Genomic DNA, 22,763 nt, shown 5'->3' on the forward strand with positions numbered 1-22,763 from the left:
TTTACGGCTCCCGCAGAAATAGCGATCACTGCGGATGCAGCTGATACTGATGGAAGCATAGCTTCTGTAGAGTTTTTCGAAGGAGAAAATTCCTTAGGAGTAGATTCTGATGATAGTGATGGCTGGGGAGTTACCTGGAGCAATGTAGCTTCAGACCTCTATGAACTGACAGCTATAGCTACCGATAATGAAGGAGAAAGCACAACTTCAGCAATTGTAAATATTGAAGTGAGTGATCCGGATGAAAACATGCTTCCAACGGTTTCAATAACAATACCTGTAGATAATGATTCTTTTACGGCCCCCGCTGAAATAGCGATCACCGCTGATGCATCTGACGCCGATGGAACCATAACTTCGGTAGAATTCTTCGCAGGAGAAAATTCCTTAGGAGTAGATTCTGATGATAGTGATGGCTGGGGTCTTATCTGGAGCGATGTAGCTTCAGGCGCCTATGAGCTGACAGCCGTGGCTACCGATAATGAAGGAGAAAGCGCAACTTCCGAAATTATTTCAGTTTCAGTTAACCCTGATGAATCAATCAATGCGCCAACGAATCTAACTGCTGCATGGATATCAACGAGCGAAGTCTATTTAACCTGGAAAGATAATAGTGTCGGGGAGACAGGATTCATCCTGGAGCGCTCTTCCAATCCTAATTTTACAGGTAGAGTGGATCTTATTAATATTCCACCAAATACAATTTTTTATACAGATAGTAACCTAAATAATAGGAGATCAAGGGGTGAATTATATTATAGAATAAAGGCGGTAAAAGGAGATTTAATTTCTGAATATTCCAATATAGCATCAGCGATAGTATTTCCGGGGGCTATTATGATTCCTGGAGATGGATCTGGAGGCGAAATTACAGAGAATAATCTTACTGTATATCCAAATCCCTCTTATGGAGAGTCAACCGTTAGGTTTAATTTGAAGGAAGATGCAGATTATACTCTGAACTTGTTTGATGCCAGAGGTGCTTTTATTTTCCAGATCACAGAAGGACGAGTATTAGGTGGGGTGGAATATGTTTATGATCTCCAGATAAATCATCTTCCAAATGGAATGTACCTGGTAATATTAAATAGTTCTTCTGGCAGGGAGAGTTTTAATTTAATATTACGAAGGTGATTAATTTCAGGAATCTGCTTAAGCTCACTCGAAGAAAAGGGAAACCAAAAATGATCTAAACATTAAAAATAAGTTAATATGAAAAGAATATTAATTACTGGAGGAGCAGGATTCATAGGGTCTCACCTTTGTGAACGACTCCTAAAAGAGGGGAATGAAGTTATATGTTTAGATAATTATTTCACTGGTTCAAAAGAAAATATCATTCACTTACTGGATCATCCTTATTTCGAAATTATTCGGCATGATATTACTGCGCCAATTATGATAGAGGTCGATGAAATTTTTAATCTCGCCTGCCCGGCTTCTCCTGTTCACTATCAATATAATCCCATCAAGACTGTGAAGACCTCTGTAATGGGAGCCATTAATATGTTGGGATTGGCCAAGCGTATTAATGCAAAAGTGATGCAGGCGAGTACTAGCGAAGTCTATGGAGATCCAGAAATACATCCTCAACCTGAAAAATATTGGGGGAATGTGAATCCAATAGGTCCAAGGTCGTGCTATGATGAAGGAAAACGTTGTGCTGAAACTCTCTTTATGGATTATCATCATCAAAATAATGTTGAAATTAAAATTATAAGAATTTTCAATACCTACGGTCCAAAAATGGATCTCAATGATGGCAGAGTAGTTTCAAATTTTATAGTGCAGGCCTTGTTGGGAAAAGATTTGACAATTTACGGAGATGGTCAGCAGACAAGATCATTTCAATATGTAGACGATTTAATAGAAGGCATGCTTAGAATGATGAATACTCCTAAAGAATTTATCGGGCCTGTTAACCTGGGAAATCAGAATGAATTTACGATGCTAGAATTAGCAAAATATATTATCGAACTCACAGGTTCAACCTCAGGGCTAATTTTTAAACCACTGCCTAAAGATGATCCAAAGATGAGGCAACCCAATACAGCCCTGGCCAAAAGTATGCTCAATGGATGGGATTGTGCGGTTCATCTAAGAGAAGGTCTCGAAAAGACTATAGAATATTTTGATTCTACTCTTAGAAAAAAGGCTGCTCGTAAAAAAGTGGCTCGAGTTTAAATCAACCAAATTAAGGTCTGAAAAGCCTAAATCTATTTCAAACTTCCTTTCAAATCTACAGATCTTAATCCCGCTAATTGTCCAAAACTAGAGGTTTAATAGCTTCAGTTTAATATCAATGTGACCAATCACTAAACCAATAAATTATGAAAGTTTCAATCATTACCGTTGTATACAATAATGTAAATACTATCTCAGAGTGTATCCAGTCTGTTTTAGATCAAGATTATGATAATATTGAATTAATTGTAATTGATGGTGCAAGCACAGATGGAACTCAAAAGAAGATTGAGCATTTTCTTAATAAATTAGCCTATTATATTTCAGAGAAAGATTCCGGGATTTTTGATGCTTATAATAAGGGTGTTAAAAATGCCACTGGCGATATTATAGGAATACTAAATTCAGATGATTTTTATCCTGAAAAGGATGTGATAAGTGAGATAGTTAAGACCTTTACGACTACGCAAAGTCATATAGTATATGGAAAAGGAATTTTTGTGGGTCAGAAAAATACGAATAGAATTAAAAGAATTTATCCTTCCAATCCATTTAAGAAAAGCTATTTGAAATTTGGCTGGATACCTTTACATCCTACAATATATGTAAAGAAAGAACTATATGATAACTTTGGGCTGTATAGTCTGGAGTATTCTATTGCTAGTGATTACGATATTTCTTTGCGCTGGTTTAGAAATAAGAATTTAAAAAAATACTTTCTGAATAAATGGATTGTCAAGATGAGACTTGGTGGAAAAAGTACCACTATTGGTCTTCAGAAAAGAAAATCATCAGAAGATTTGAAAATTATTAAAGAGCATAAATTAATGGGCTTTTTCACCCTAATTTTTAAAATAGGACGAAAAATCCCGCATTATTTAGCACCCCAGCTTAAAACTTATTTAAACTTCTAAATATTTTAAATTTCTCTTCCCCCCTTTTCAATATTCATCTCGCTCCTAGGTTCTAGCCCAGATTTAATCTACTTCATTTTTCATTAAAAAGGTAAACGAGGAATAGTATGTTTTATAATTTAAATATCAAAGGGGCACCTTTAATTATCCCGATATCCTTCGGAATACATTTATTAGTTATAAATGTATCTCTGCTTTTGCTTACACCAGAAACCTATTTGGATCTTCCGGCAATTGTCGGATATAATTCTTCATGGTTAATAATCGCGTCAATACTTAGCTTTTATTCACTAGAACGTAAAGAACGCTTCATAACAAGGTTTCACAAATTTGTGATGCATTACTTTATCTTCACTCTTACATATTTCACAGTGTTCTCGTTTAGGAAAGTTGAATTTGATTTGTCTTATCAACTTTTAGTCTTAAGCGTTATATTTTTTCTTTTAGCAATATTTCGCTGGATATTTTTCCAGCTAAGAAAGTTGTATCGAATAATGGGTGGGAATTATGTGAATGTTGTAGTAATTGGTTATGGGAGAAATCTACTTAAGATAAAAAAGATTTTTAACCGAACTGATTATGGGTATAGATATCTGGGCTATTTCGATAGTAGAAATGAAAATTGTAACGATCATCTGGGGAAAATTGAAGATTGTTTCGATTACATATTAGAGAATCGTGTAGACGAAATCTACTGCTTTGTTTCACAACTATCTCAGCAACAGGTAAAACAATTAATTCATTTTGCTGATAATAACTTTAAGAAATTAAAATTAGTGCCCGATAATAAAGGCATTCACACTCGAGCGATGAATGCAGAACTTTTTGAGAATATCCCAGTTCTGAATTTAAGAAATTCACCTCTAGAATTGAATTACGCCAGATATGGAAAAAGGGTTTTTGATATACTATTTTCCTTATTTGTAATTCTTCTAATTCTCTCATGGTTAACCCCAATTATATATCTTATAATGAAATTGGAATCGAGGGGACCGGTATTTTTTAAACAATTGAGGCATGGCTATAATCGCCAATCTTTTTGGTGTTATAAGTTTAGGTCTATGCGAATAAATACGGAGTCAAATTCAAAAATGTGTGTAAAAAATGATTGCAGAGTGACAAGGCTGGGTAAATTTTTAAGAAAAACCAGCATTGACGAATTACCTCAATTTTATAATGTTCTAATTGGAAACATGAGTGTTGTAGGCCCCAGGCCTCATATGGAAGCACATACTCTAGAATATTCTAAATCTGTAAATAAATATTTAGTAAGGCATTATGCAAAACCGGGCATCACAGGTTTGGCTCAAATTAAAGGTTACAGAGGAGAAATTGCAAAACAATCTGATATAATAAATCGTACTAGACTGGATATTTTTTATCTCGAAAAATGGTGCCCTATACTGGACTTCAAGATAATTTATAATACCATCTACAATTGCTTAAAAGGTGAAGAAAATGCCTTCTGAAAACTTAAATTTTAACTAAAAAAAGAGAAATTATGAAAGCCTCCCAGTTTTTAAAAATTGCGATTTACACAGGATGTTGCCTGATTTTATTCAGTGCCTGTGTTTCAAGAGAAGAAATTGTTTATTTCCAAAATGACTTGCAAAGTACGAATTACGATCCAGACAAGAATTTAAGAATCATGCCTAACGACCAACTAACGATAAGGGTCGCAACACCTGAGCCTGAAGCTGCCCTGCCATTTAATATGACCAAATCTGTAGCGTCAGAAATTAGTGTAAATGTAGAGCTGGAAACTTATATGGTATCTAAAGAAGGTACTATTGAATTTCCCGTATTAGGAACTGTGGATGTTGAAGGACTTAATACTTTTCAGTTATCTAAAAAAATCAAAAATGCTATTTCACTGTATGTAAAGGATGCTATTGTTAATGTAAGAGTCCTTAATTTCAAGATTAGTGTTTTAGGAGAAGTGAAAAATCCGGGGACCTTTATAATTCAGGATGATTATATCAGTCTTACCCAGGCTTTAGGATTGGCTGGAGACCTTACAATTTTCGGGCAACGAGAGAATATAATGGTAATCCGAGAAATGGATGGAAAAAAAGTTAAAACTTATCTGGATCTTACAGATTTTGATGCGGTGAATTCCCCGTTTTTTCATCTTAGACAGAATGATGTTGTGTATGTAGAACCCAAAGGAACTAAAAGACAGTCAGCAAGCGTACTTAACAATGCTTCAAGTTATATAGGACTATTATCTCTTCTGATTTCTACCGCTATTTTATTAACAAATTAAATCATGATTAATTCCAATCATAATCCTTTAGAACAACAATCTAATAAACTCAGATTAAGGAAGGAGCTAAAAAAATATCTGAAATATTGGTATTGGTTTCTAGTTGGAATTGTGTTTTCACTTTTATTAGGATATTTTTATTTAAGATATACTACACCGGTATACAGCGCAGCTGCCAGTATTATCATTAATCAGGAAACAACCAATTCAAGTAAATCTGACATGCCCGATCTGGGTTTAGCCACAGGGTTAAAAACCAATGATCTCGATAAGGAGTTAGCTATTCTTAGATCACGTAGACTTATGCGAGAAGTTGTGAAATCATTAAATCTCCATATCTCTTATTTTGTAGAAGGTAAGGTAAGAGATGTCGAAGTTTATAAGGACATACCGTTTACACTGAAGGTTTTAAAGCTTGAAGAAGAAAATCAATATGGGGACAAAAGTTTTAAAATAGCATTAACTGGAAAAGATAGACTTCTAATTACAAACCTTACCAATATGAAGGTTTTAAAAGCTGAATCAGGATCTCCTGTTGACCTCGGGTTTGCCAGTGTTGTGATCATTCCAAATAAGGGTGTGAAGAGTTTTAAAAATATAACCATGACCTTTTCTGAAATTGATAAGGTAGCAGCAATTTACCGTAACAATATCAAGCTCATTCAGGAAAAAGAAAGTTCTAATGTAATTATGTTAGGTCTTGAAGATCCGGTAGCGGAAAAGGCTATGGATATTATAGATCAATTGATTTTTGAATTTAATAGAGATGCAATAGAAGATAAAAACTTAATTGCTGGTAATACTGCTAATTTTATAAATGACCGTTTAGATATTATAAATGATGAACTCGAATTTGTAGAATCCGGGAAAGAAGAGTTTAAGGAGTCTAATCGGTTAACCGATATTCAGTCTGAATCGCAGATGTTTGTGCAAACCGCAAGTGAATATAATAGGAAAAGACAGGAAATAGGAACACAGTTAGAACTGGTAAATGCCATGCTTGATTATCTCTCCAGTAGTTCAAATTCTGAACTTCTTCCGGCAAATTTAGGAATTCAGGAGAATGGTGTAAATATGCAAATTTCAGAATATAACGATATGGTCCTTCAGCGAAACAGGATCATGCAAAGTTCTACTGAATTAAATCCAACGGTGGTTAGAATAAACAATCAGATAGACCAGGTTAAGGCTAGTATTTTACAAAGTCTGCAGCGATTAAGGAATAATTTGCGAATTTCTGAGGAGGATGTTACCCGTCAGGTTAGGAGTATAGGTTCCAAAATTCTGGCGGTGCCATCACAGGAAAGAGAGTATAGAGGTATAGAAAGACAGCAAAGTATTAAGGAAGCCCTATACCTGTATTTACTGCAAAAGAGAGAAGAGAATTCACTGGCACTAGCAGTTACAGCACCAAAAGCCAAGATTGTAGATAGCGCTCACAGCACCGGTTATATAGTATCTCCAAATTCTAAAAGTGTATTGTTAGGAACAATAGCACTGGGTTTATTTATTCCATTTTCAATATTGTATATAAAAGGAATGATGGATAATAAGATATATAGTCGATCAGATATTGAAGAATTATCTAGAGAAATTACTATTGTTGGAGAATTACCGAAAGTTAAGGAAAAGGAGGAAATCATGATCGGAAAAAATGACCGTTCCATGCTTTCGGAATCTTTTAGGTTCTTAATTACAAATCTTCAGTTTTTATTACTGGATTCAAAGAAAACAGATAAAGGAAGAAAGATCCTTATTACATCGTCTATAAAAGGAGAAGGTAAAACTTTTACTGCCTTAAATCTAGCAATTACACTGGCTAACAACGAGAGAAAAGTTTTACTGATAGGTGCAGATCTACGTAACCCTAAATTACAAATGTATATAGAGAATTCTGAAAGTAATAAAGCCGGTTTAAGTAATTACCTGACCCAGAATAAAATTTGTATCAAAAACCTGATTAAAAAATCTACAATTAATTCAAATTTAAGTATTCTTGGCTCTGGGAGTATTCCTCCTAACCCCTCCGAACTTTTGCGTCAAGAAAAACTATCGCAAATGTTTCTGGAGCTTGAAGATATCTATGATTATATCATTATAGATTCAGCTCCATCGATGTTAGTCACTGATACTTTCTTAATTAATAAACATGTTGATATTACCTTATATTTGGTAAAAGCGGGTTATACAGATAAAGATTTGCTGGAGTTTGCTTTAGATGCAAAGAATAACGGGACTATGCCTAAAATTAATTTTATTCTCAATAATGTCCAGAAATCAGACCTTGGCTTTGGGAATAAATATGGTTATGGGTATGGAGAACAAAAAAAACCAGCCTTTAGTTGGAGAACTTATTTCTAGTTTATTTAATAGATATTCAACTAAATTCTGGAAATAACCCGTGCCGAATTAAAAGTGCAGGCTTTATATTTTTTAAAAGAAATGTATATTCATAATATATCAATAAATCCAAAATTAAATTTCTTGATAGAATTATTTTTAATCCGGCTATTTTACTAAAACCTTTCTAATTGTCCTTGAAATATGAATACATTATAACTGTTAAGTTAGATAGAATATCTACCTCTCATCTAGAAGGCAAGATGGTTTTTTAACCAGACCGCAAAATTGCAAAAAAGCTCCTCTACACGGGGGGCTTTTTTTGGCACTAATGATTAGTTGTGTTGTTTGTCCCAGGAGACTGGGATGTGTAGTTAACCGAGCTATAATCCTTGTTGTGTGGATTATTGGTTAACCAATGAAAAGCTTTTTTCCATTTGATGGAAGAAGGCTTTTTTGTTTTTAGGGATCAACGTTGAATACTATTTTCTAATTCTGAAAGGGAAGGGCATGAAATATTGAATAGCTTCAGGTAAGATTTACGGTAAAAAGCATATTAATCAGATGAAATACATCGATTAATTTGTTTGTTATGAATATATTAACAATATTAGCCGTACCCAAATCTACACAACATGGAGAATTTAGTTTCAACTGACCCGGAATTTCAGAAGATTTATGCTTCAATGGAAAAGAAGGTTAGTGTGATTAGAAGGGTTATCATTGGTGTTGGGCTTATCCTAATGGCTTTGGTGGCAGTCTTCCAATAGATCACTTGAAATTTACAGTTAGCCCTCATTCAGAAATGCATGAGGGTTATTTTATATCTTCTTTTGTAGGTAGTTGACTACATTATGATAGCAATTCTGCCGTGAAGCTACTGTATTCATAATAATTCTTTGTCTTATACTACACTTAATTATTCTTGATTTTCCAAAAGTTTATCAAACCTGGTTTTTTCTAAAAAGCTTAATCTAAGCAGAATTGAAGATTCTTATCATCAAAATCTTATACTTTTTACAACCCTTTTAAGGTGAAAATCACTGAAGCAGGGAGTCCCTCTTCATTTATTGGTTCCCTCATTTTATATAAATAAAGTCCGGAATTCGAAAATGTATTTATCCAATCCTCGTATGTTCTCGCGAACCAGGCGTGAGGATGTACAAAATTCCCATGAAGTCCTTTCCATGAATTTTCTATCCAACTGCTTTTATATTTAAAATCATTCTGAATGAGAAAGTAAGGGTGGATTGACTGAATTAGTATCTGGCCATTTTCATTTAAAAACTTAGAAAGAGATTTCAGCAACTTTTCGACCTGCTTATCCTGATATAGGCAAAAATTCAGCACTATACTGTCGAAAGGAGCATTTGGAATTTTTTTTCCCTCAATTATATCTTCATATGTGAGCTGGTAAAATGACTGTTCCCCTTTTGTTCTCGCTTTTTTCAGCAAATTCTCTATAGCATCAACACCAGTTACGGAATTTTCATCAGTAGATAAGGCTCTGGTAAGCCAGCCTTCCCCACATCCCAGATCCAGTATTTTAGCAGAATCGTATGAGTTCACCTCATCTACGATTGCCTGGTTCGTAATTTTCCTGGAAGCGATCCCTTTTTCCTCGATGATTCTAATCCATTCTGAAGCATTTGCTTCCCATGATTTTATGATGTCATTTTGCTTTTTCATAACCCGAGTTTTAAAGGATGTTTACCTTCAAGCATTATTTCTCTACGCAAATTGTACTGTGGCCAGGCCAAAAGTTGAATTATCCAAGGTGTAATTTAAAATATTTTATAGGTATCTATTCCAGAAGTAATATAATATAACCTCGCTGGATATTAAGATGCTTGCCAGAAATTCAATCAATTCTTCCTTCTCCAATATTTGGATTAACCAGGCACAACCATATCATAATGAAATATATCACTGGAGATAAGACCCGTAATTAGAGGAAATATAATTACACGATATTGTAATCAAATAATGATTAAAAACGGCCTGTTAAAAACAGGCCGTAGATTATTCAGAATATATTTTCTCCTAAATAGAAGGGTCCTGTGGTGTGTTAGGATTACTGTTTCTCTCACTTTCCGGGAAAGGATAGAAATTACGGTTACGCTCTTCAGCAAAATTTCTGGATTGTCCGCTAGGTTCAGGACGGTTAAACCTTCTACTATCTTCCAGGCTAACCCCTGTTAAGAATAATTCAGCTCGTCTATTGGTATAGATGGCGTCTAATAGTGCATCTACAGTTTCTACACCAGAATAGGCATCCAGACCGGCATTCACATTTAAAGGATCTGAACTATCAGTAAGTACATCATTCAATGCATTTACTGCTGCATCAGTGTCTGGAGATGACTTACGTAAATTTGCTTCAGCAATTATCAAATCCATTTCATCCGGTAAATAAATCGGGATTGGTTCTGTACTTACATCATAGAATCCAGCCAGATCTTCAATTGGTAAACCGTTCTGGTTTAAGGTGTCTAAAGGAATCAAATAAAATTCTTTTCGCATGTCATCTTCTTCTGGCTGTAGATATTCTGGTAATCCGAATTCATCTCTTGGTTTCCAGTTAGGTGCTGAATTTTGATAAACTCTGGACCAGATTGGATTCAGGTTTTGAGTATCATAATTAAAGAATGATGTAGAACTTGGATCTACACTTGAAGCCGCACTAATTGCTGCGTCATAATTACCAGCAAACAAATTAAATCTTGCCAGCATAGCGTTTATCGTATTTTGAAGATCAATATTTCCTAGAGTAATAGCAGAATTAAATTCGTCTGAAACTGGATTCGCTGAAATTAAGGAGTTAGCCTCGTTCAGTAATCTTATTGCTTCCTGGTATCCCTGCATTCTGGAAACAAATTCGGCATTATTATCCTGGTCAGTTTCGATCACTACATCTGTATAATTCTGAGACAAGGCACCAATAGACATTGCTTTAAATAGTTTAGCAAAAGCTAATAAACCACTTTCCGTTCCTGCCTGTAAGCCAAGATTTGGAACATTATTCTCCAGGTCTTCTGCAACTTTTACGACTCTGTAAAGTGTTCCCCACATTCCTTCAACATTAGAATTGGAATTTGGTAGTTCACTTCCTCCGTCTTCCAGTTCTATCATATTCTGGAAAGTAGTTGTAATCCCCACTTCTCTAGTAGTAATAGCTGGTGTTTCCACGATCCATCTTAGCCCAGCGGTAGAATATAATTGCTGCATACCTATGGCTGCTGCTATCGTACCTTCTCTGGAAGAGTAGGTTTGTTCGTCTGTAGCTGCATTGGGATTATCAAAATCTGTTTCACAGGCTGCACCTGTAAAAAGTAAAACCACTACAGCTAGAATTTTTATATGGATATAATTTTTCATTTTTTTCATGACTTTAAAATTAGAAGCTTAGGTTTATTCCGAACTGATAGGTTCTTGGGATTGGCACTGCCCCGAAATCGAATCCACGAACATTACTTTGACCACCGGTATTTACCTCAGGATCCCAACCGCTGTAGTCGTCCCATGAAACCAGGTTTCTACCCACAAGGCTTAACTTTATTTCGTCAATATATTTTATTGGTTCTGCGATCGTGTAGCTTAGGGATAGCTCTCTAAGTTTTACAAAAGAACCATCTTCAACAAATTCTTCGAAGATACCGGCCTGTGCTCCACCGTAACCTTTAGGTAAGTTTCCAAGCAATTCCTCTCCTACATTAGAACCACCACCAAAGATCACATTATCAAGCAATCTTCGGTTCCAGTTAAAAACATCAAATCCCTGAACTGCGTCAAACTGTGCTCTTAAAGCGAAATTCTTGTATTTGAATTCATTGATTAGCGAACCATACCAATCTGGATTAGGATCTCCAATAACCTTTGAAGAGGAACCATCTTCCGTTCTTCCTGTAGTTGGGTAACCATTATCATCTAAAATAATCTCTCCATTGGCATCTCTGTTATAGAACTGTCTGTAAAATACACCAAGAGATTCACCTTCGATCACATAGTTAGTGGAGAAACTTCCTGCAAGGGCAAATTGTTGTCCCGCTACATTGGTTACTTTATTGTCATTACTAGTGTAGGTCGTTGTAAGATTCCAGGTGAAATCATCTGTTCTAACAGGAATAGCTCTTATTAATAATTCTAAACCTTTATTTTCCAGTTTACCTACACTTTCAAACCTTGAACCAAAACCGGCAGTAGGTGCAAGTTCTCTATTCAGTAATAGATCTGTTACTTCCTGCTGATAATAGGTAAATTCCACACCTATTCTTCCGTCAAAGAATCCAGCATCAAAACCAAATTCAGTTTCCGTTTGTTTTTCCGGAGCAGCATCAACATTCCCTAATTGATTTCCAATGATCAAACTGCTTTGTCCGTTAAGGGCGCTAGGGGAGAAGTTGGTAAATCGGCTAAATGCAGGTAATGCATTTAATCCTCCAGATTGACCCCAGGCAGCTCTCAGTTTTAATGTATTGAATACATCGCCAATTCCATCCTGCCAGAAATCTTCTTCTGAGATGATATAGGAAATACCTGCTTTGGCATATAACTGGTTTCTTTCATCTTTTGAAAATGCAGACGATCCATCAGTTCTAATAGCTCCATTTATATATAGCTTGTCTTTGAATCCGAATGCCTGCTGAATAAACCCTCCCCAAAGTGAGAAAGGTACTCGTGTTTCTCCCTGTTCCAGGATACTTCCCGAGCCGGCAGTTTCTACAACTGGAACTAGTCCAGTGGCCTGGATCCCTATTCTTTCGACCTCTTGAAACTGGTAAGTTCCACCTAGAGTAGTCGTAGAAGTAAGATCGTCAGTTATATTTGCCTGGTATGTTAGGTTTAGATCACTATTATATTGAAAATTGTTCACGTCTGATCTTCTGGCAAAACCGCTTCCATTAGGAGAAGTGTTCCCTACCGGAATGAATGCAGATGCAGATTGATTGTAATAATCCAATCCCAAAATATAGGAAGCCGAAAGGTTGTCGGTTATTTCAGCATCTAGTTTGAAACTAGTGATAAATCTGTTCGTTTTATTACCAAAATCAAATCGTTCCACAGCTTCTGCCGGGTTTGTTCTTGGTACTAATAGAGACGTCACAGGATATACACCAGATTCGTTTGGTGAAGGGTCTATTGAATTTTCACTAAACACAAATCCGGTAATAGCACCATACGCGGCATTGATTCCACCGTTGGGGATATCCTGACTAACGCTGCGCGCGTAATTAAAATCTCCGGTAACTTTTAACCAGTCAAAAGCGTCTAAAACCACATTGGTCTTAAAGTTTATTCTTTGAAAATCTGTATTCTTGATGATACCTTCATTGTCCAGGAATGAACCTGAAACATAATATCGGGCATTTTCTCCACCCCCGCTTACAGAAAGAGCATTTTCAACTCCATACCCTGTATCAAAGAATTCGTCCTGTAGATCAAATCTTTCAACAGGTCTCGTTTCTAGATTGTTTCTGTCGAATGGATCAACCCATGCTAATGGAGCGGTATTGTAATCTATTTTCTTTCGAAGCTCATTTACTTTTACGCTGGTTGAAAACCTGAATTGAGCCTCGCCTCTTTTTCCTTGTTTAGTAAAGATCTGTACAACACCATTATTTGCTCGAGACCCATAAATTGCTGATGCCGCTGCACCTTTTATCACCTCGATTTTCTCAATATCTTCCGGATTAATGTCGGCAAGCCTGTTCTGGCTATTTCCACCAATATCTATCAATTCGTTGCTGTCGTTATTCAGTATTACTCCATCCAGAATATATAATGGCTGATTTCCACCTAAGCTACTGGCTCCTCTAAGTAAAACCGAAATTCCTCCGGCTGGATCTCCAGAATTCTGGACTACCAATGCCCCGGTGATTTTTCCCTGTAATGCTTGATCTACCTGTACTGATGCCGTGTTACTGAGGTTTTCGGCATTTACAGAAGATATATTATTACCTAAAGCTCTTTTGTTGATTCCCACCACGTTACCTGTAACTACTACTTCATCAAGACTTAAGAGATCTTCTACCAGAGTGAAATCATTGGTGATTTCGGTTTGATCGCCAAGGCTGATACTTAGTTTTTTCGATTTATGAGCTACAGAATTCACTACAAGATTGTAGGTGCCAGGGCTTAATTCAGCCGTAAATCTATAATTCCCGTCAAAATCTGTGGAGGCTCCCCTGTTTGAATTTTCAATAAAAACTGAAACTCCAGAGATAGGAATATTCGAGTTATTATCTGTAATGGTCCCAGTAAACACATACTGGTTGGTCTGTGCGATCGCCATTGTACCAAAAACTAAAAAAAATGTTAGGGTAATGCACTTTTTTAGGATCGATGGCCTTTGAAAAAAGTAGTTCATCATATATTAGAAATTAGTGAATTAGTAATTCAATTCTATATATACAAAACTGGCCATTCTCTTTTAGCTTTTAATTTAAAGTAAGTGCTGGTTTTGTATCATTCTTAATAACGCAGCTTGAGATATGTAGAAAATATTCTCTGCGTGAGAAACTAAATTACAATAATTATGTTAATGCCTGCAGTTTTTTGCAGTAAATTAGTGAATCAAACACTTGCAATATCTGCTATTCCTGACGAGAATGCAGTTTTTTGCAGTTTTTAACCTCTAATGTCCTGCTTATATGAAAGATGAAAGACAGCAGATTATATTATCTAAAGTTATGCTACATAATCGCGTTCTTTTGAGTGATCTCTCAGATTTACTGAATGTTTCTATCGATACCATAAGACGTGATGTTAAGGAACTTGATAGTGAGAAAAAGCTGAAAAAGGTCCATGGTGGAGCTGTTTCCCTAGGCTATAATAATTTACCTTACAAGGCAGAAGAAGTGTACTTTCTTCAGAAGAAAATAGTCATCGCGAAAAAGGCGATAAATTTTTTACGGGATGACCAGGTTGTATTAATTGGTGGAGGAACCACTAATATTGAGCTCATTAAAGCAATGCCTCATAAAATAAAATTGACCGTTTTTACTCCAAGTTTGATAATTGCATCTAAATTAATGTCTTTCCCTAATGTTGAGGTAAATTTTATTGGAGGTAAGATATCTAAAGAAGCCCAGATAAGTTACGGTGGCAGCGCTATAAAAATCCTTTCAAATATCAAGGTAGATATTTGTTTCCTTGGTACTGGAAATATTGATTCTCAATTTGGTATTTCAGAATTGGATTGGGAAATAGTACAGGTTAAACAGGCAATGGTTGAAGCCTCGAAAAAGACGATATTATTGACCATTTCAGAAAAACTGAATTCGGTACAACGATTTAAGATCTGTGAAATTTCTGAAATTCATACCCTGATTACTGAATTGGATCCTGAAGACCGGGAATTAGATGCCTATCGTAAAGATGTTGAAATCCTGTGATGACCTTAGTCACATTCAATAAAAACAGATTTTAAAACCAGAATATATCAATGAATTGATTTCTTCTTTTGATGAGCATTATTATATTCCAAATCTTATTCTGAGTTCGTTAAATGTTTTAATGTATGTGCAGGAGTAGCTAGACAAGCAGGAGCGGCTTCGAGCTACTTAGCGGTATAAAAAATTACTAATAATCTGTATTTAGCCTAAAAACAGTAATTAATTTCTGATAAACGGCAATAATAAAATCTTTCGTTGCGTTCTACTGTCTTCTTGCAAGGTATATTTGCCAATTGATAATCATGGAGTGCATTTTCATCTGAAACGGTGCTTTTGTCCGTCCTCTAAAATCAGATGCTATGATTAATTTCTTTTATTTTGCTTCTATAATTCTGGCCATTCTGGCTGTTATAACCTCCATTTATTTATTACTGGTTCATTATCGTAGAAGGAGAAAATAAGTTGGAATAGACCATTATTTTCTCAGCTTATAATTTATTTAATTCCGTAAGCGAAATATTTCTTCAGTATAAAGGCAACTCCAAAGGTGCTTATTAAAGAAAAGCTGCCATATAGAATGGCAATAAGACTTATTTCCTGACTTTTCAAAAGCTGGTTTGCAATAAAAAGAGCGAGAACACTATTTTGTAACCCCATTTCAATAGCAATAGTGTAAGCAGAATCGTGTTTTAGTGAGCTTTTTCTGGCTATGATAAACCCAACTATGATCGTCACAATATTCAATATAAACAGTGGGACCAATATATGCAGGTATTTAATGTAGCTGATATTTTGTTTGGACTCATCTGAAACCAGCACAGTTATTACGGCAATCACTAGTATTGCAGGTAGAATGAAATTAAGCGGTTGGTGAAGGTTTTCTGTATGTTTTTCCTTCATCATTTTCCCGATTCCTATTCCAGTAAAAACTGGCAGAACCACGGTGAAAAAGACCTGCTTCATTGTTTCCCAAAACCCCAGATCAATACTTTTTGTATCCTGATCAAAGATCATGTAACTAAATTCAATGATGAGTGGAATGGTAAAGAGAATCAGGAAGCTGTTAAAAGCAGTTAGGGAGATAGACAGGGCTACCCTGCCCTTCAGTATTTTTGTAACCAGGTTTGAAGCAGTGCCGCCAGGACAGGCAGCGATAAGCATAATGCCTATTTTGTGAATGGGCTCTATAGGCCAATAATATATAATACAAAGTGCTATAGCCGGAAGGATGAATAATTGGCAACCAAGCCCAATGAGTACTCCCTTAGGGTTCGTAAAAACCCTGCGGAAATCCTTAAATTTTAATTCTAAGCCAATCCCAAACATGATGATGGCTATAGCAGCTGGCATTATAAACTCAGAGGCACTTTCCAAATGAAGATTTTTGAATTAAATTTTTAGCTGGACTAAGCTAGTAAATATTGGCACTAGAAAGAATTTATAGTTTTCTAATTATTAAACATCAGTCTCTTAACGAAGATTTTCGTCTTTTATCCATAGATATGGGGTATATTTGCATCCCCAAAATCTGATTATGATTGAAGTAGAGACTATAAGTTATAATTCTGAATTTCAAAGAATTAAAAAGCTTAGTGAATTTGACCTGGATTACCTTGAGATAAACGATGAGGTTAAAAATCTTGTTGAGTTAGCGGGTATGGTCGCCGGTACAGAAATTTCAATGCTGAACCTTTTAGATAGTAATACTCAATGGACCGTCTCACCAGTTATCGAAGGTCCCCGCCAAATACCTAGAGAAGATTCGGTTTGCAATTACACTATCCAAACTAAGGATGGATTAGAGATTCAAAGGCTTGATCTCGATGACAGATTTTCTGGCAAAAATTTTGTCCAGGGTGAAATTGGCCTGAAATATTATTTAGGAATTCCGCTTACTTTAACCTCAGGAGAAAATATTGGTGCTATCTGCCTGGCAGATCGTGTAGAAAAACAGACTTCCAACATCAAAAAGAAAGCTCTCAGGCTCATCGCTACAGAAATAGTTGAGAAACTGGAAGCAAAAAAGAAGTTGAACGAAACTGTTTATTCGCTTTCTGAAGCAATCAGGGTGAAGAATCAGGTGGCCCACGATGTGCGTGGTCCCATCAATGGGATTGCCGGTTTGGCTGAGGTTGTTGAGACAGAGGAGGTTTCTACAGAGGAGATGAAAGAGTATTTTAAGCTAATTAAAGATTCAGGAAAGGGGATTTTAGACCTTACAGATGATATACTTGATAATGGGAAAGATCCTGATATTTTTAGATCAACTTACTTAAACCTTCAACAGTTAAAAGAAAAGTTGGATAAACTTTACCAGCTACCTGCAAAATCGAAGCAAATTGGTCTTCATATAAATTTTGATCCAGAAAAGAACTGGAAATTTTTCCCTAAGCGAAAATTACTTTCCATATTAGGGAACCTTATTTCAAATTCTATAAAATTTACTCCTATTCATGGTAAAATTCAAGTTGCTCTCGATATCAAGAATTCTGAACAGGGGAAATTTATCCAGACCTTGATTACTGATACTGGTAAAGGTTTTACAGCGAATGAAATTCAGGAATTTTATAACAATAAACTGGATTGTTCCATTGGTAGTGCTGGAGAAAAAGGTTTCGGCCTGGGTCTGAAATTGGTGAATGAAATGCTCAACGATCTTAATGGAGATATGCAGATCTCTTCTACGCAAGATAAGGGTGCGAAAATCGAGGTGAGAGTTCCCATATAAACTTCAATTGTTTTAGTGATAAAAATGTAAGTTCGATGATCCTATCGAGACTTCTCTTAAAGTTAAAATAGAGGATTACTAAAAAATTGAATTCTGTTTAAATTCCTTAAATTTGAACGCATTCGATGATTTAAAACTACCAGGATTTCAAGATTATGATTGACAAATTACTAAAAAAAGGTCTTTTCTTTTTAGTTGTATTAACAGGTTTTTTTTCTCAAGCCCAGATACATAACCCTGTTGAATGGGACTCTGAGGTTAAACAGATTTCTGATAATGAATATCAGTTAGTCATCAACGCGTACATCCAGGAAAACTGGCATTTATATTCACAGGAACTACCGGAAGGTGGAGCGCTTCCTACCGTTTTTAAATTCGAAGATGCCGGAGATAAGTATGAATTGGTTGGTGAGACCAATGAAAGTGAATCTGTTACAGAATATGATAATGTGTTTGAAATGGATCTCACTTATTTTTCAAATTCTGCCACCTTTACTCAGAATATAAAAGTTCTGGATTCCAGCCTTACCAGCATTCAGGGGAAGGTAGAATATCAGGCTTGTGATGATAAAGCCTGTATCTTCCAAACCGAAGATTTTGAATTTATAATCAATGAAAAATCAATTGCGAATGCCGGTAAGGAAGTTTCAGAAAATGAAGCTATAAGTGAAGATAAGGAAGATCTGGCAGTTAATAATCCTGAAGAAAAAAGGTCGTTCTGGGGTATCTTTATAGTAGCATTTTTATCGGGCTTTGCAGCATTGCTTACGCCTTGTGTATTTCCTATGATACCAATGACCGTTAGTTTTTTTACAAAGCAAAGCAAATCAAGAGCTGCAGGGATTAGAAACGCCATTTTTTACGGAATTTCTATCGTAGTGATCTATGTTTTACTAGGTTCACTGGTAACTCTTATTTTCGGGGCAGACTCTTTAAATGCCCTCTCTACTAATGTGTGGTTCAATATTATCTTCTTTATATTACTAGTGGTATTTGCAATTTCTTTTATGGGTGCTTTTGAGATAGTATTACCCAGTAGTTGGGGTACTAAAATAGATTCCAAAGCAGATAAAGGAGGCTTAATTGGTATTTTCTTTATGGCTCTGGCCTTAGCCATAGTTTCATTTTCATGTACCGGGCCTATTGTTGGAACCTTGCTTGTTGAAGCCGCTTCTAAAGGAGGGATTGCTCCAATAGTCGGGATGCTTGGATTTTCTCTGGCAATTGCGCTACCATTTGGTTTATTTGCCGCATTCCCAGGGTGGTTAAATACTTTACCAAAATCTGGAGGCTGGTTGAATACCGTTAAAGTTACTTTGGGATTTCTGGAGCTTGCACTTGCCTTCAAATTTCTTTCTAATGCAGATCTTGTTCTGCAATTACATATCCTGGAAAGAGAAATTTTTCTGGCCATCTGGATAGCAATATTTGGTATGCTGGCACTTTATTTATTCGGCAAGATTCGTTTGCCACATGATTCTAAGGTAGATCATATCTCTGTTGGCCGACTTATTACTGGTCTCGTAGCTTTGATTTTTACAATTTATCTAATCCCTGGTCTATGGGGAGCTCCTTTAAAAATAATAAGTGGATTCCCGCCGCCAATGCAGTACAGTGAGTCTCCAGATGGGATAGGAGCCTCTAGCGCTGGGGTTTCGTCTCCTACAGGTAGTCTTCCTGAAGGAGCTAAATACGGACCTCATGATATTGTTTCCTTCCATGAATATGAAGATGGTTTAGAATATGCAAAGCAAAAGGATTTGCCTGTACTTATAGATTTTACAGGACACGCCTGTGTGAATTGTAGAAAAATGGAAGAAAGGGTCTGGAGCGAACCTCAGATTTTAGAAGTTCTGAAAAATGATGTGGTGCTTATATCTTTATACGTGGACGATAAAAGAAAATTGCCTGAATCTGAGCAGTATGTTTCAGAAACTACCGGTAAAGAAATAGAAAGTATAGGTAATAAATGGAGTGATTTTCAAATCACAAGGTATAAGGCCAATGCTCAACCTTATTATGTGCTAATAGATCATAATGAAGAAAAGTTGATCGCGCCTTCAGCCTACGAACCAGATGCAGACGAGTATTATAACTGGCTAAAAAAAGGAATAGAGAACTTTAGTAAGCCTGGTACGTCTTCTACACAAAGTTTAAATGCAGATTCAGTAAGCGTTTTTCAATAGTCAATCACTCCGCTTTATTCGGTAAATTCCTTTAAAAGCTTCATTTAAAAGGTTTCCCTGAGGGTCATAAACTTCCCAGAGCTGGGTTACGCTATCATCTTCGTTCTTAATCCAGGTGATCTGGTTGTAAAATTCACCATTTTTGCCTTTGATAAGTTCGCTTTTTAAGGTCATTTTATCCTTAGAGGCAGTTCCCTTTAATTTTAGGATAGTACCAGAATTGCTTATCCATAATTGATTCCAGGTATCGTCTGAAGGATCATAATAGTTGTAACTTTTTCCCGTGCTGCCCTTGGCGCCTTTCCAGTTCTCATTAAGAATGCAATTATCTTCCAGTTTTTCCACCAGGTTTTCTCCAATCCTGTCGCCATTTTCATTAAATACTTCCCAATCTCCAACCCAGAAGTCAAATTGCGCATGTTGCGGTGTGCAACATGCACAATCTGTATTTTGAGAAAAGCCTAAAAAGGGAATTAATACTAAAAGGTATAGTATTTTTTGTTTCATATCATTGAATTTTCAGCCTTCAATATAATAATTTGACCACTGAAAATTTTGAATTTGATATGAAAACACCCTTTTGCGATGTGAGTGCTTAAGCTTTTTCTACTGTCTTAGGATCCCAACCTCTGTCTACATGTAATTGCTTTTGCTCTTCTATACTCTCCTTTCGTAAATTATATAAAGTGTAAGCCATATAGCCTGCATAAAAGATAGAAAATATACCTATCCCTACTTTCCCGCCTTTTATGGCGGCTTTTTTACCTGATTTATAGATTACTCCTCTTATTAAAAATTTGCTAGCTAGTTTTAGTATGTTTCCTGTTCCCATAATTTCTCTTTCTAATTTTAATTTTCCTTTTTTAGGCTTTCCCTGTTGGTTTTACCAGTAATTCATTCACATTAACCGATTCTGGTTGTGAAACAGCGTATAAAACTGCATCGGCAATGTTTTTACCGGTAAGTTTAGGTTCGTCACCTCCGTAATCTTTATCATCCAGTAATTCCTGGTCTGTAATATCATCTCTCAAATTGGTGTCTACCGTTCCTGGTTCAACTGCAGTTATCCTGATGTTGAATTCTGGAGAAAGCTCCATACGCATAGCTTTAGATAATTCTATAACTGCAGCTTTGGAAGCTCCATATACCGCACCTCCGGCAAAAATTTCCTTACCATCTACTGAAGCTATATTTACTATATGCCCGTTCATTTGCTTTTTCATTTGTGGTAGAACAGAATATATACAACGTAGAGTGCCTTTAACGTTGACCTCAATAGTATTCAGCCATTCATCTAGATGTCTGTTCTTTAAATAGGTAAGAGGCATTATCCCTGCGCAATTCACTAAAACGTCAATTCTATTATATCTTTCAGTGATCTCATCAAAGGCTTTAGTGACGCTCTCGGTACTACTCACATCCATTCTCACCACCATACTTTCATTAGGTAGGTCCTTCTGGATACTTTTCATTTTATCTATACTTCTACTTGCAAGAACCACCTTGTATTTTTCAGTAGAAAGTTTCCTGGCAATAGCTTCGCCAATTCCGCTGCTTGCCCCCGTAATAACTGCTACTTTTTCCATATCATTCATATATTTACTTTTATTTTAATATGACGAATACAGGAATATTTCTGCGTTAAGATTATTTCAAATAACAGATATTTAACGCTTATAAACCATAATGAAATTTTCTACGTTATATATTCGTGAAAAAATAGGATTTTGAAGAAACCTGAATTATTGCTTTTAATGTTATTAATGTTCGTAGGCGTTTCCTGTAGTAACGATGACGATCTTAATGGAGGGGTGAGTACCTCTAAAACGGCTCACCTATATGCAACTACCCATAATGGTGATGTTAGACGTTATGATATAAATAATGGGGTAGAAACAAATTATGCCAATTCTTCTTCAGATGCTGAAGGCATATTTTTTTCTTCTGAAGATGACTCCTTTACTATAGTTTCCAGATCTGCGAACAGGTTGGAATCATATTCTGGCATAGGCTTGTTAGGTGAAGGCGGAACGAAAAATCCTGAAGATATGATCATGGGTAGTGCCGACCTTGAAAATCCTAGAGATCTTGCTGTGAATGGTGAATTCTATGTGGTTTCAGATAATACAGATTTGGATGAAGACGAAACAACGCCTGAAGGACGATTATTTATCTATAGGAAAACCGAAACCAATTTTGTTCTAAGAAATGTGGTTCAAACCAAATTCAAGGTATGGGGAATCGAGTTTGTGGGTGATGATCTTTTCCTGGCCGTAGATGAATCAAGTAAATTAGCTGTTTATCGTAATTTTTTAACCGTAAATACTAACAATCGTATTGTGACGGCTGAAAAAATCGTCGCCATTCAAGGGCTTATTCGTGCACATGGATTAGATTATGATAACGGTACTATGGTCCTGTCTGATATTGGTGAAGCCGAATCAAGTTCTGATGGTGCATTACATATTATTGAGAATTTTCAGGAAAAATTTTCACTAACCGATAATGGCGGTTTCATAGGTGCTGGAGATCAATTAAGAATTTCAGGAGGTAACACTTTATTAGGTAACCCGGTGAATATAGTTTACAATGCGGCCTATAACGTGATCTTTGTTGCCGAGGCTCTTAATAATGGCGGTAGAGTGCTTGCATTTAACGATGCTACATCTGTTTCAGGAAATATTTCACCAGACCTAAAATATGCTCTACAGGGAGCTTCTTCCTTGTTTTTTTATACCGAATAGGTTAGTA

At 36.0% G+C, this 22,763-nt stretch carries 18 protein-coding genes; 11 read left to right on the forward strand and 7 right to left on the reverse strand.

Annotated elements, in window-relative coordinates; all coding sequences use genetic code 11:
• From G530_RS17035 to G530_RS17905, 7 genes are all read left to right on the forward strand, one after another.
• Positions 1-1,134: Ig-like domain-containing protein (locus tag G530_RS17035; protein WP_035716550.1), on the forward strand; the 1,134-nt coding region annotated here is incomplete at its 5' end.
• 78 nt (positions 1,135-1,212) lie between these two features.
• Entirely contained in the window at positions 1,213-2,184 is a 972-nt protein-coding gene (locus tag G530_RS17040) for a UDP-glucuronic acid decarboxylase family protein (RefSeq protein WP_035716551.1), read from the forward strand.
• 146 nt (positions 2,185-2,330) lie between these two features.
• Entirely contained in the window at positions 2,331-3,098 is a 768-nt protein-coding gene (locus G530_RS0114335) for a glycosyltransferase family 2 protein (RefSeq protein ID WP_026935187.1), read from the forward strand.
• Between the two features lie 107 nt (positions 3,099-3,205).
• A complete protein-coding gene (locus G530_RS0114340) occupies positions 3,206-4,567 on the forward strand; it encodes an exopolysaccharide biosynthesis polyprenyl glycosylphosphotransferase (RefSeq protein ID WP_240472173.1) in 1,362 nt (453 codons plus the stop codon).
• Between the two features lie 32 nt (positions 4,568-4,599).
• On the forward strand, positions 4,600-5,364 hold the full coding sequence (locus tag G530_RS0114345) for a polysaccharide biosynthesis/export family protein (RefSeq protein WP_026935189.1): 765 nt from the start codon (positions 4,600-4,602) through the stop codon (positions 5,362-5,364).
• A gap of 3 nt (positions 5,365-5,367) precedes the next feature.
• On the forward strand, positions 5,368-7,725 hold the full coding sequence (locus G530_RS17045) for a GumC family protein (protein ID WP_035716554.1): 2,358 nt from the start codon (positions 5,368-5,370) through the stop codon (positions 7,723-7,725).
• 614 nt (positions 7,726-8,339) lie between these two features.
• Positions 8,340-8,474: a hypothetical protein gene (locus tag G530_RS17905; RefSeq protein WP_262490148.1), complete on the forward strand. Its 135-nt coding sequence runs from the start codon at positions 8,340-8,342 to the stop codon at positions 8,472-8,474.
• Positions 8,475-8,721: 247 nt separating this feature from the next.
• Here G530_RS17905 and G530_RS0114360 read toward each other — a convergent pair whose 3' ends face one another.
• The 3 genes from G530_RS0114360 to G530_RS0114370 form a co-directional block, all read right to left on the reverse strand.
• The gene (locus tag G530_RS0114360; RefSeq protein WP_026935190.1) at positions 8,722-9,393 is read right to left on the reverse strand and encodes a class I SAM-dependent methyltransferase; all 672 of its coding nucleotides are present in this window, start codon (positions 9,391-9,393) and stop codon (positions 8,722-8,724) included.
• 354 nt (positions 9,394-9,747) lie between these two features.
• On the reverse strand, positions 9,748-11,082 hold the full coding sequence (locus G530_RS0114365) for a RagB/SusD family nutrient uptake outer membrane protein (RefSeq protein ID WP_026935191.1): 1,335 nt from the start codon (positions 11,080-11,082) through the stop codon (positions 9,748-9,750).
• A gap of 19 nt (positions 11,083-11,101) precedes the next feature.
• Positions 11,102-13,996, reverse strand: a complete 2,895-nt coding sequence (locus G530_RS0114370) for a SusC/RagA family TonB-linked outer membrane protein (RefSeq protein WP_240472174.1) — start codon at positions 13,994-13,996, stop codon at positions 11,102-11,104.
• A 358-nt stretch (positions 13,997-14,354) separates the two neighbouring features.
• On the opposite strand from G530_RS0114370, the gene G530_RS0114375 reads away from it, so the two are divergent.
• Positions 14,355-15,098 (forward strand): DeoR/GlpR family DNA-binding transcription regulator, encoded by a 744-nt coding sequence (locus G530_RS0114375; protein ID WP_026935193.1) that lies wholly within the window; start codon positions 14,355-14,357, stop codon positions 15,096-15,098.
• 495 nt (positions 15,099-15,593) lie between these two features.
• Here G530_RS0114375 and G530_RS0114380 read toward each other — a convergent pair whose 3' ends face one another.
• Entirely contained in the window at positions 15,594-16,472 is an 879-nt protein-coding gene (locus G530_RS0114380) for a bile acid:sodium symporter family protein (protein ID WP_156888645.1), read from the reverse strand.
• A 160-nt stretch (positions 16,473-16,632) separates the two neighbouring features.
• On the opposite strand from G530_RS0114380, the gene G530_RS0114385 reads away from it, so the two are divergent.
• Together G530_RS0114385 and G530_RS0114390 are read left to right on the forward strand one after the other, a co-directional pair.
• Positions 16,633-17,826, forward strand: a complete 1,194-nt coding sequence (locus G530_RS0114385; protein WP_026935195.1) for a GAF domain-containing sensor histidine kinase — start codon at positions 16,633-16,635, stop codon at positions 17,824-17,826.
• A 155-nt stretch (positions 17,827-17,981) separates the two neighbouring features.
• Positions 17,982-20,012 (forward strand): protein-disulfide reductase DsbD family protein, encoded by a 2,031-nt coding sequence (locus tag G530_RS0114390; protein WP_026935196.1) that lies wholly within the window; start codon positions 17,982-17,984, stop codon positions 20,010-20,012.
• On the opposite strand, the gene G530_RS0114395 is transcribed toward G530_RS0114390, so the two are convergent.
• From G530_RS0114395 to G530_RS0114405, 3 genes are all read right to left on the reverse strand, one after another.
• Positions 20,013-20,519, reverse strand: coding sequence for a hypothetical protein (locus G530_RS0114395; RefSeq protein WP_035716555.1), 507 nt, complete (start codon positions 20,517-20,519; stop codon positions 20,013-20,015).
• A gap of 88 nt (positions 20,520-20,607) precedes the next feature.
• Entirely contained in the window at positions 20,608-20,844 is a 237-nt protein-coding gene (locus tag G530_RS0114400; protein ID WP_026935198.1) for a hypothetical protein, read from the reverse strand.
• Between the two features lie 31 nt (positions 20,845-20,875).
• Positions 20,876-21,598, reverse strand: a complete 723-nt coding sequence (locus tag G530_RS0114405) for an SDR family oxidoreductase (RefSeq protein WP_240472175.1) — start codon at positions 21,596-21,598, stop codon at positions 20,876-20,878.
• 141 nt (positions 21,599-21,739) lie between these two features.
• On the opposite strand from G530_RS0114405, the gene G530_RS0114410 reads away from it, so the two are divergent.
• Positions 21,740-22,756 (forward strand): hypothetical protein, encoded by a 1,017-nt coding sequence (locus G530_RS0114410; protein WP_035716557.1) that lies wholly within the window; start codon positions 21,740-21,742, stop codon positions 22,754-22,756.
• The last annotated feature ends 7 nt before the right edge of the window (positions 22,757-22,763 follow it).

Origin of the sequence: Christiangramia echinicola DSM 19838 (assembly GCF_000423065.1) — a bacterium.
Classification (GTDB): Bacteria; Bacteroidota; Bacteroidia; order Flavobacteriales; family Flavobacteriaceae; genus Christiangramia; species Christiangramia echinicola.

What these genes read in the sequence shown, in the direction of transcription:
- G530_RS0114385 (WP_026935195.1), top strand. Translation starts at nt 16,633, where the DNA reads ATGATTGAAGTAGAGACTATAAGTTATAATTCTGAATTTCAAAGAATT.
- G530_RS0114340 (WP_240472173.1), top strand. Translation starts at nt 3,206, where the DNA reads ATGTTTTATAATTTAAATATCAAAGGGGCACCTTTAATTATCCCGATA.
- G530_RS0114405 (WP_240472175.1), bottom strand. Translation starts at nt 21,598, where the DNA reads ATGGAAAAAGTAGCAGTTATTACGGGGGCAAGCAGCGGAATTGGCGAA.
- G530_RS17040 (WP_035716551.1), top strand. Translation starts at nt 1,213, where the DNA reads ATGAAAAGAATATTAATTACTGGAGGAGCAGGATTCATAGGGTCTCAC.
- G530_RS17905 (WP_262490148.1), top strand. Translation starts at nt 8,340, where the DNA reads ATGGAGAATTTAGTTTCAACTGACCCGGAATTTCAGAAGATTTATGCT.
- G530_RS0114375 (WP_026935193.1), top strand. Translation starts at nt 14,355, where the DNA reads ATGAAAGATGAAAGACAGCAGATTATATTATCTAAAGTTATGCTACAT.
- G530_RS0114365 (WP_026935191.1), bottom strand. Translation starts at nt 11,082, where the DNA reads ATGAAAAATTATATCCATATAAAAATTCTAGCTGTAGTGGTTTTACTT.
- G530_RS0114345 (WP_026935189.1), top strand. Translation starts at nt 4,600, where the DNA reads ATGAAAGCCTCCCAGTTTTTAAAAATTGCGATTTACACAGGATGTTGC.
- G530_RS17045 (WP_035716554.1), top strand. Translation starts at nt 5,368, where the DNA reads ATGATTAATTCCAATCATAATCCTTTAGAACAACAATCTAATAAACTC.
- G530_RS0114400 (WP_026935198.1), bottom strand. Translation starts at nt 20,844, where the DNA reads ATGGGAACAGGAAACATACTAAAACTAGCTAGCAAATTTTTAATAAGA.
- G530_RS0114370 (WP_240472174.1), bottom strand. Translation starts at nt 13,996, where the DNA reads ATGGCGATCGCACAGACCAACCAGTATGTGTTTACTGGGACCATTACA.
- G530_RS0114335 (WP_026935187.1), top strand. Translation starts at nt 2,331, where the DNA reads ATGAAAGTTTCAATCATTACCGTTGTATACAATAATGTAAATACTATC.
- G530_RS0114390 (WP_026935196.1), top strand. Translation starts at nt 17,982, where the DNA reads ATGATTGACAAATTACTAAAAAAAGGTCTTTTCTTTTTAGTTGTATTA.
- G530_RS0114360 (WP_026935190.1), bottom strand. Translation starts at nt 9,393, where the DNA reads ATGAAAAAGCAAAATGACATCATAAAATCATGGGAAGCAAATGCTTCA.
- G530_RS0114395 (WP_035716555.1), bottom strand. Translation starts at nt 20,519, where the DNA reads ATGAAACAAAAAATACTATACCTTTTAGTATTAATTCCCTTTTTAGGC.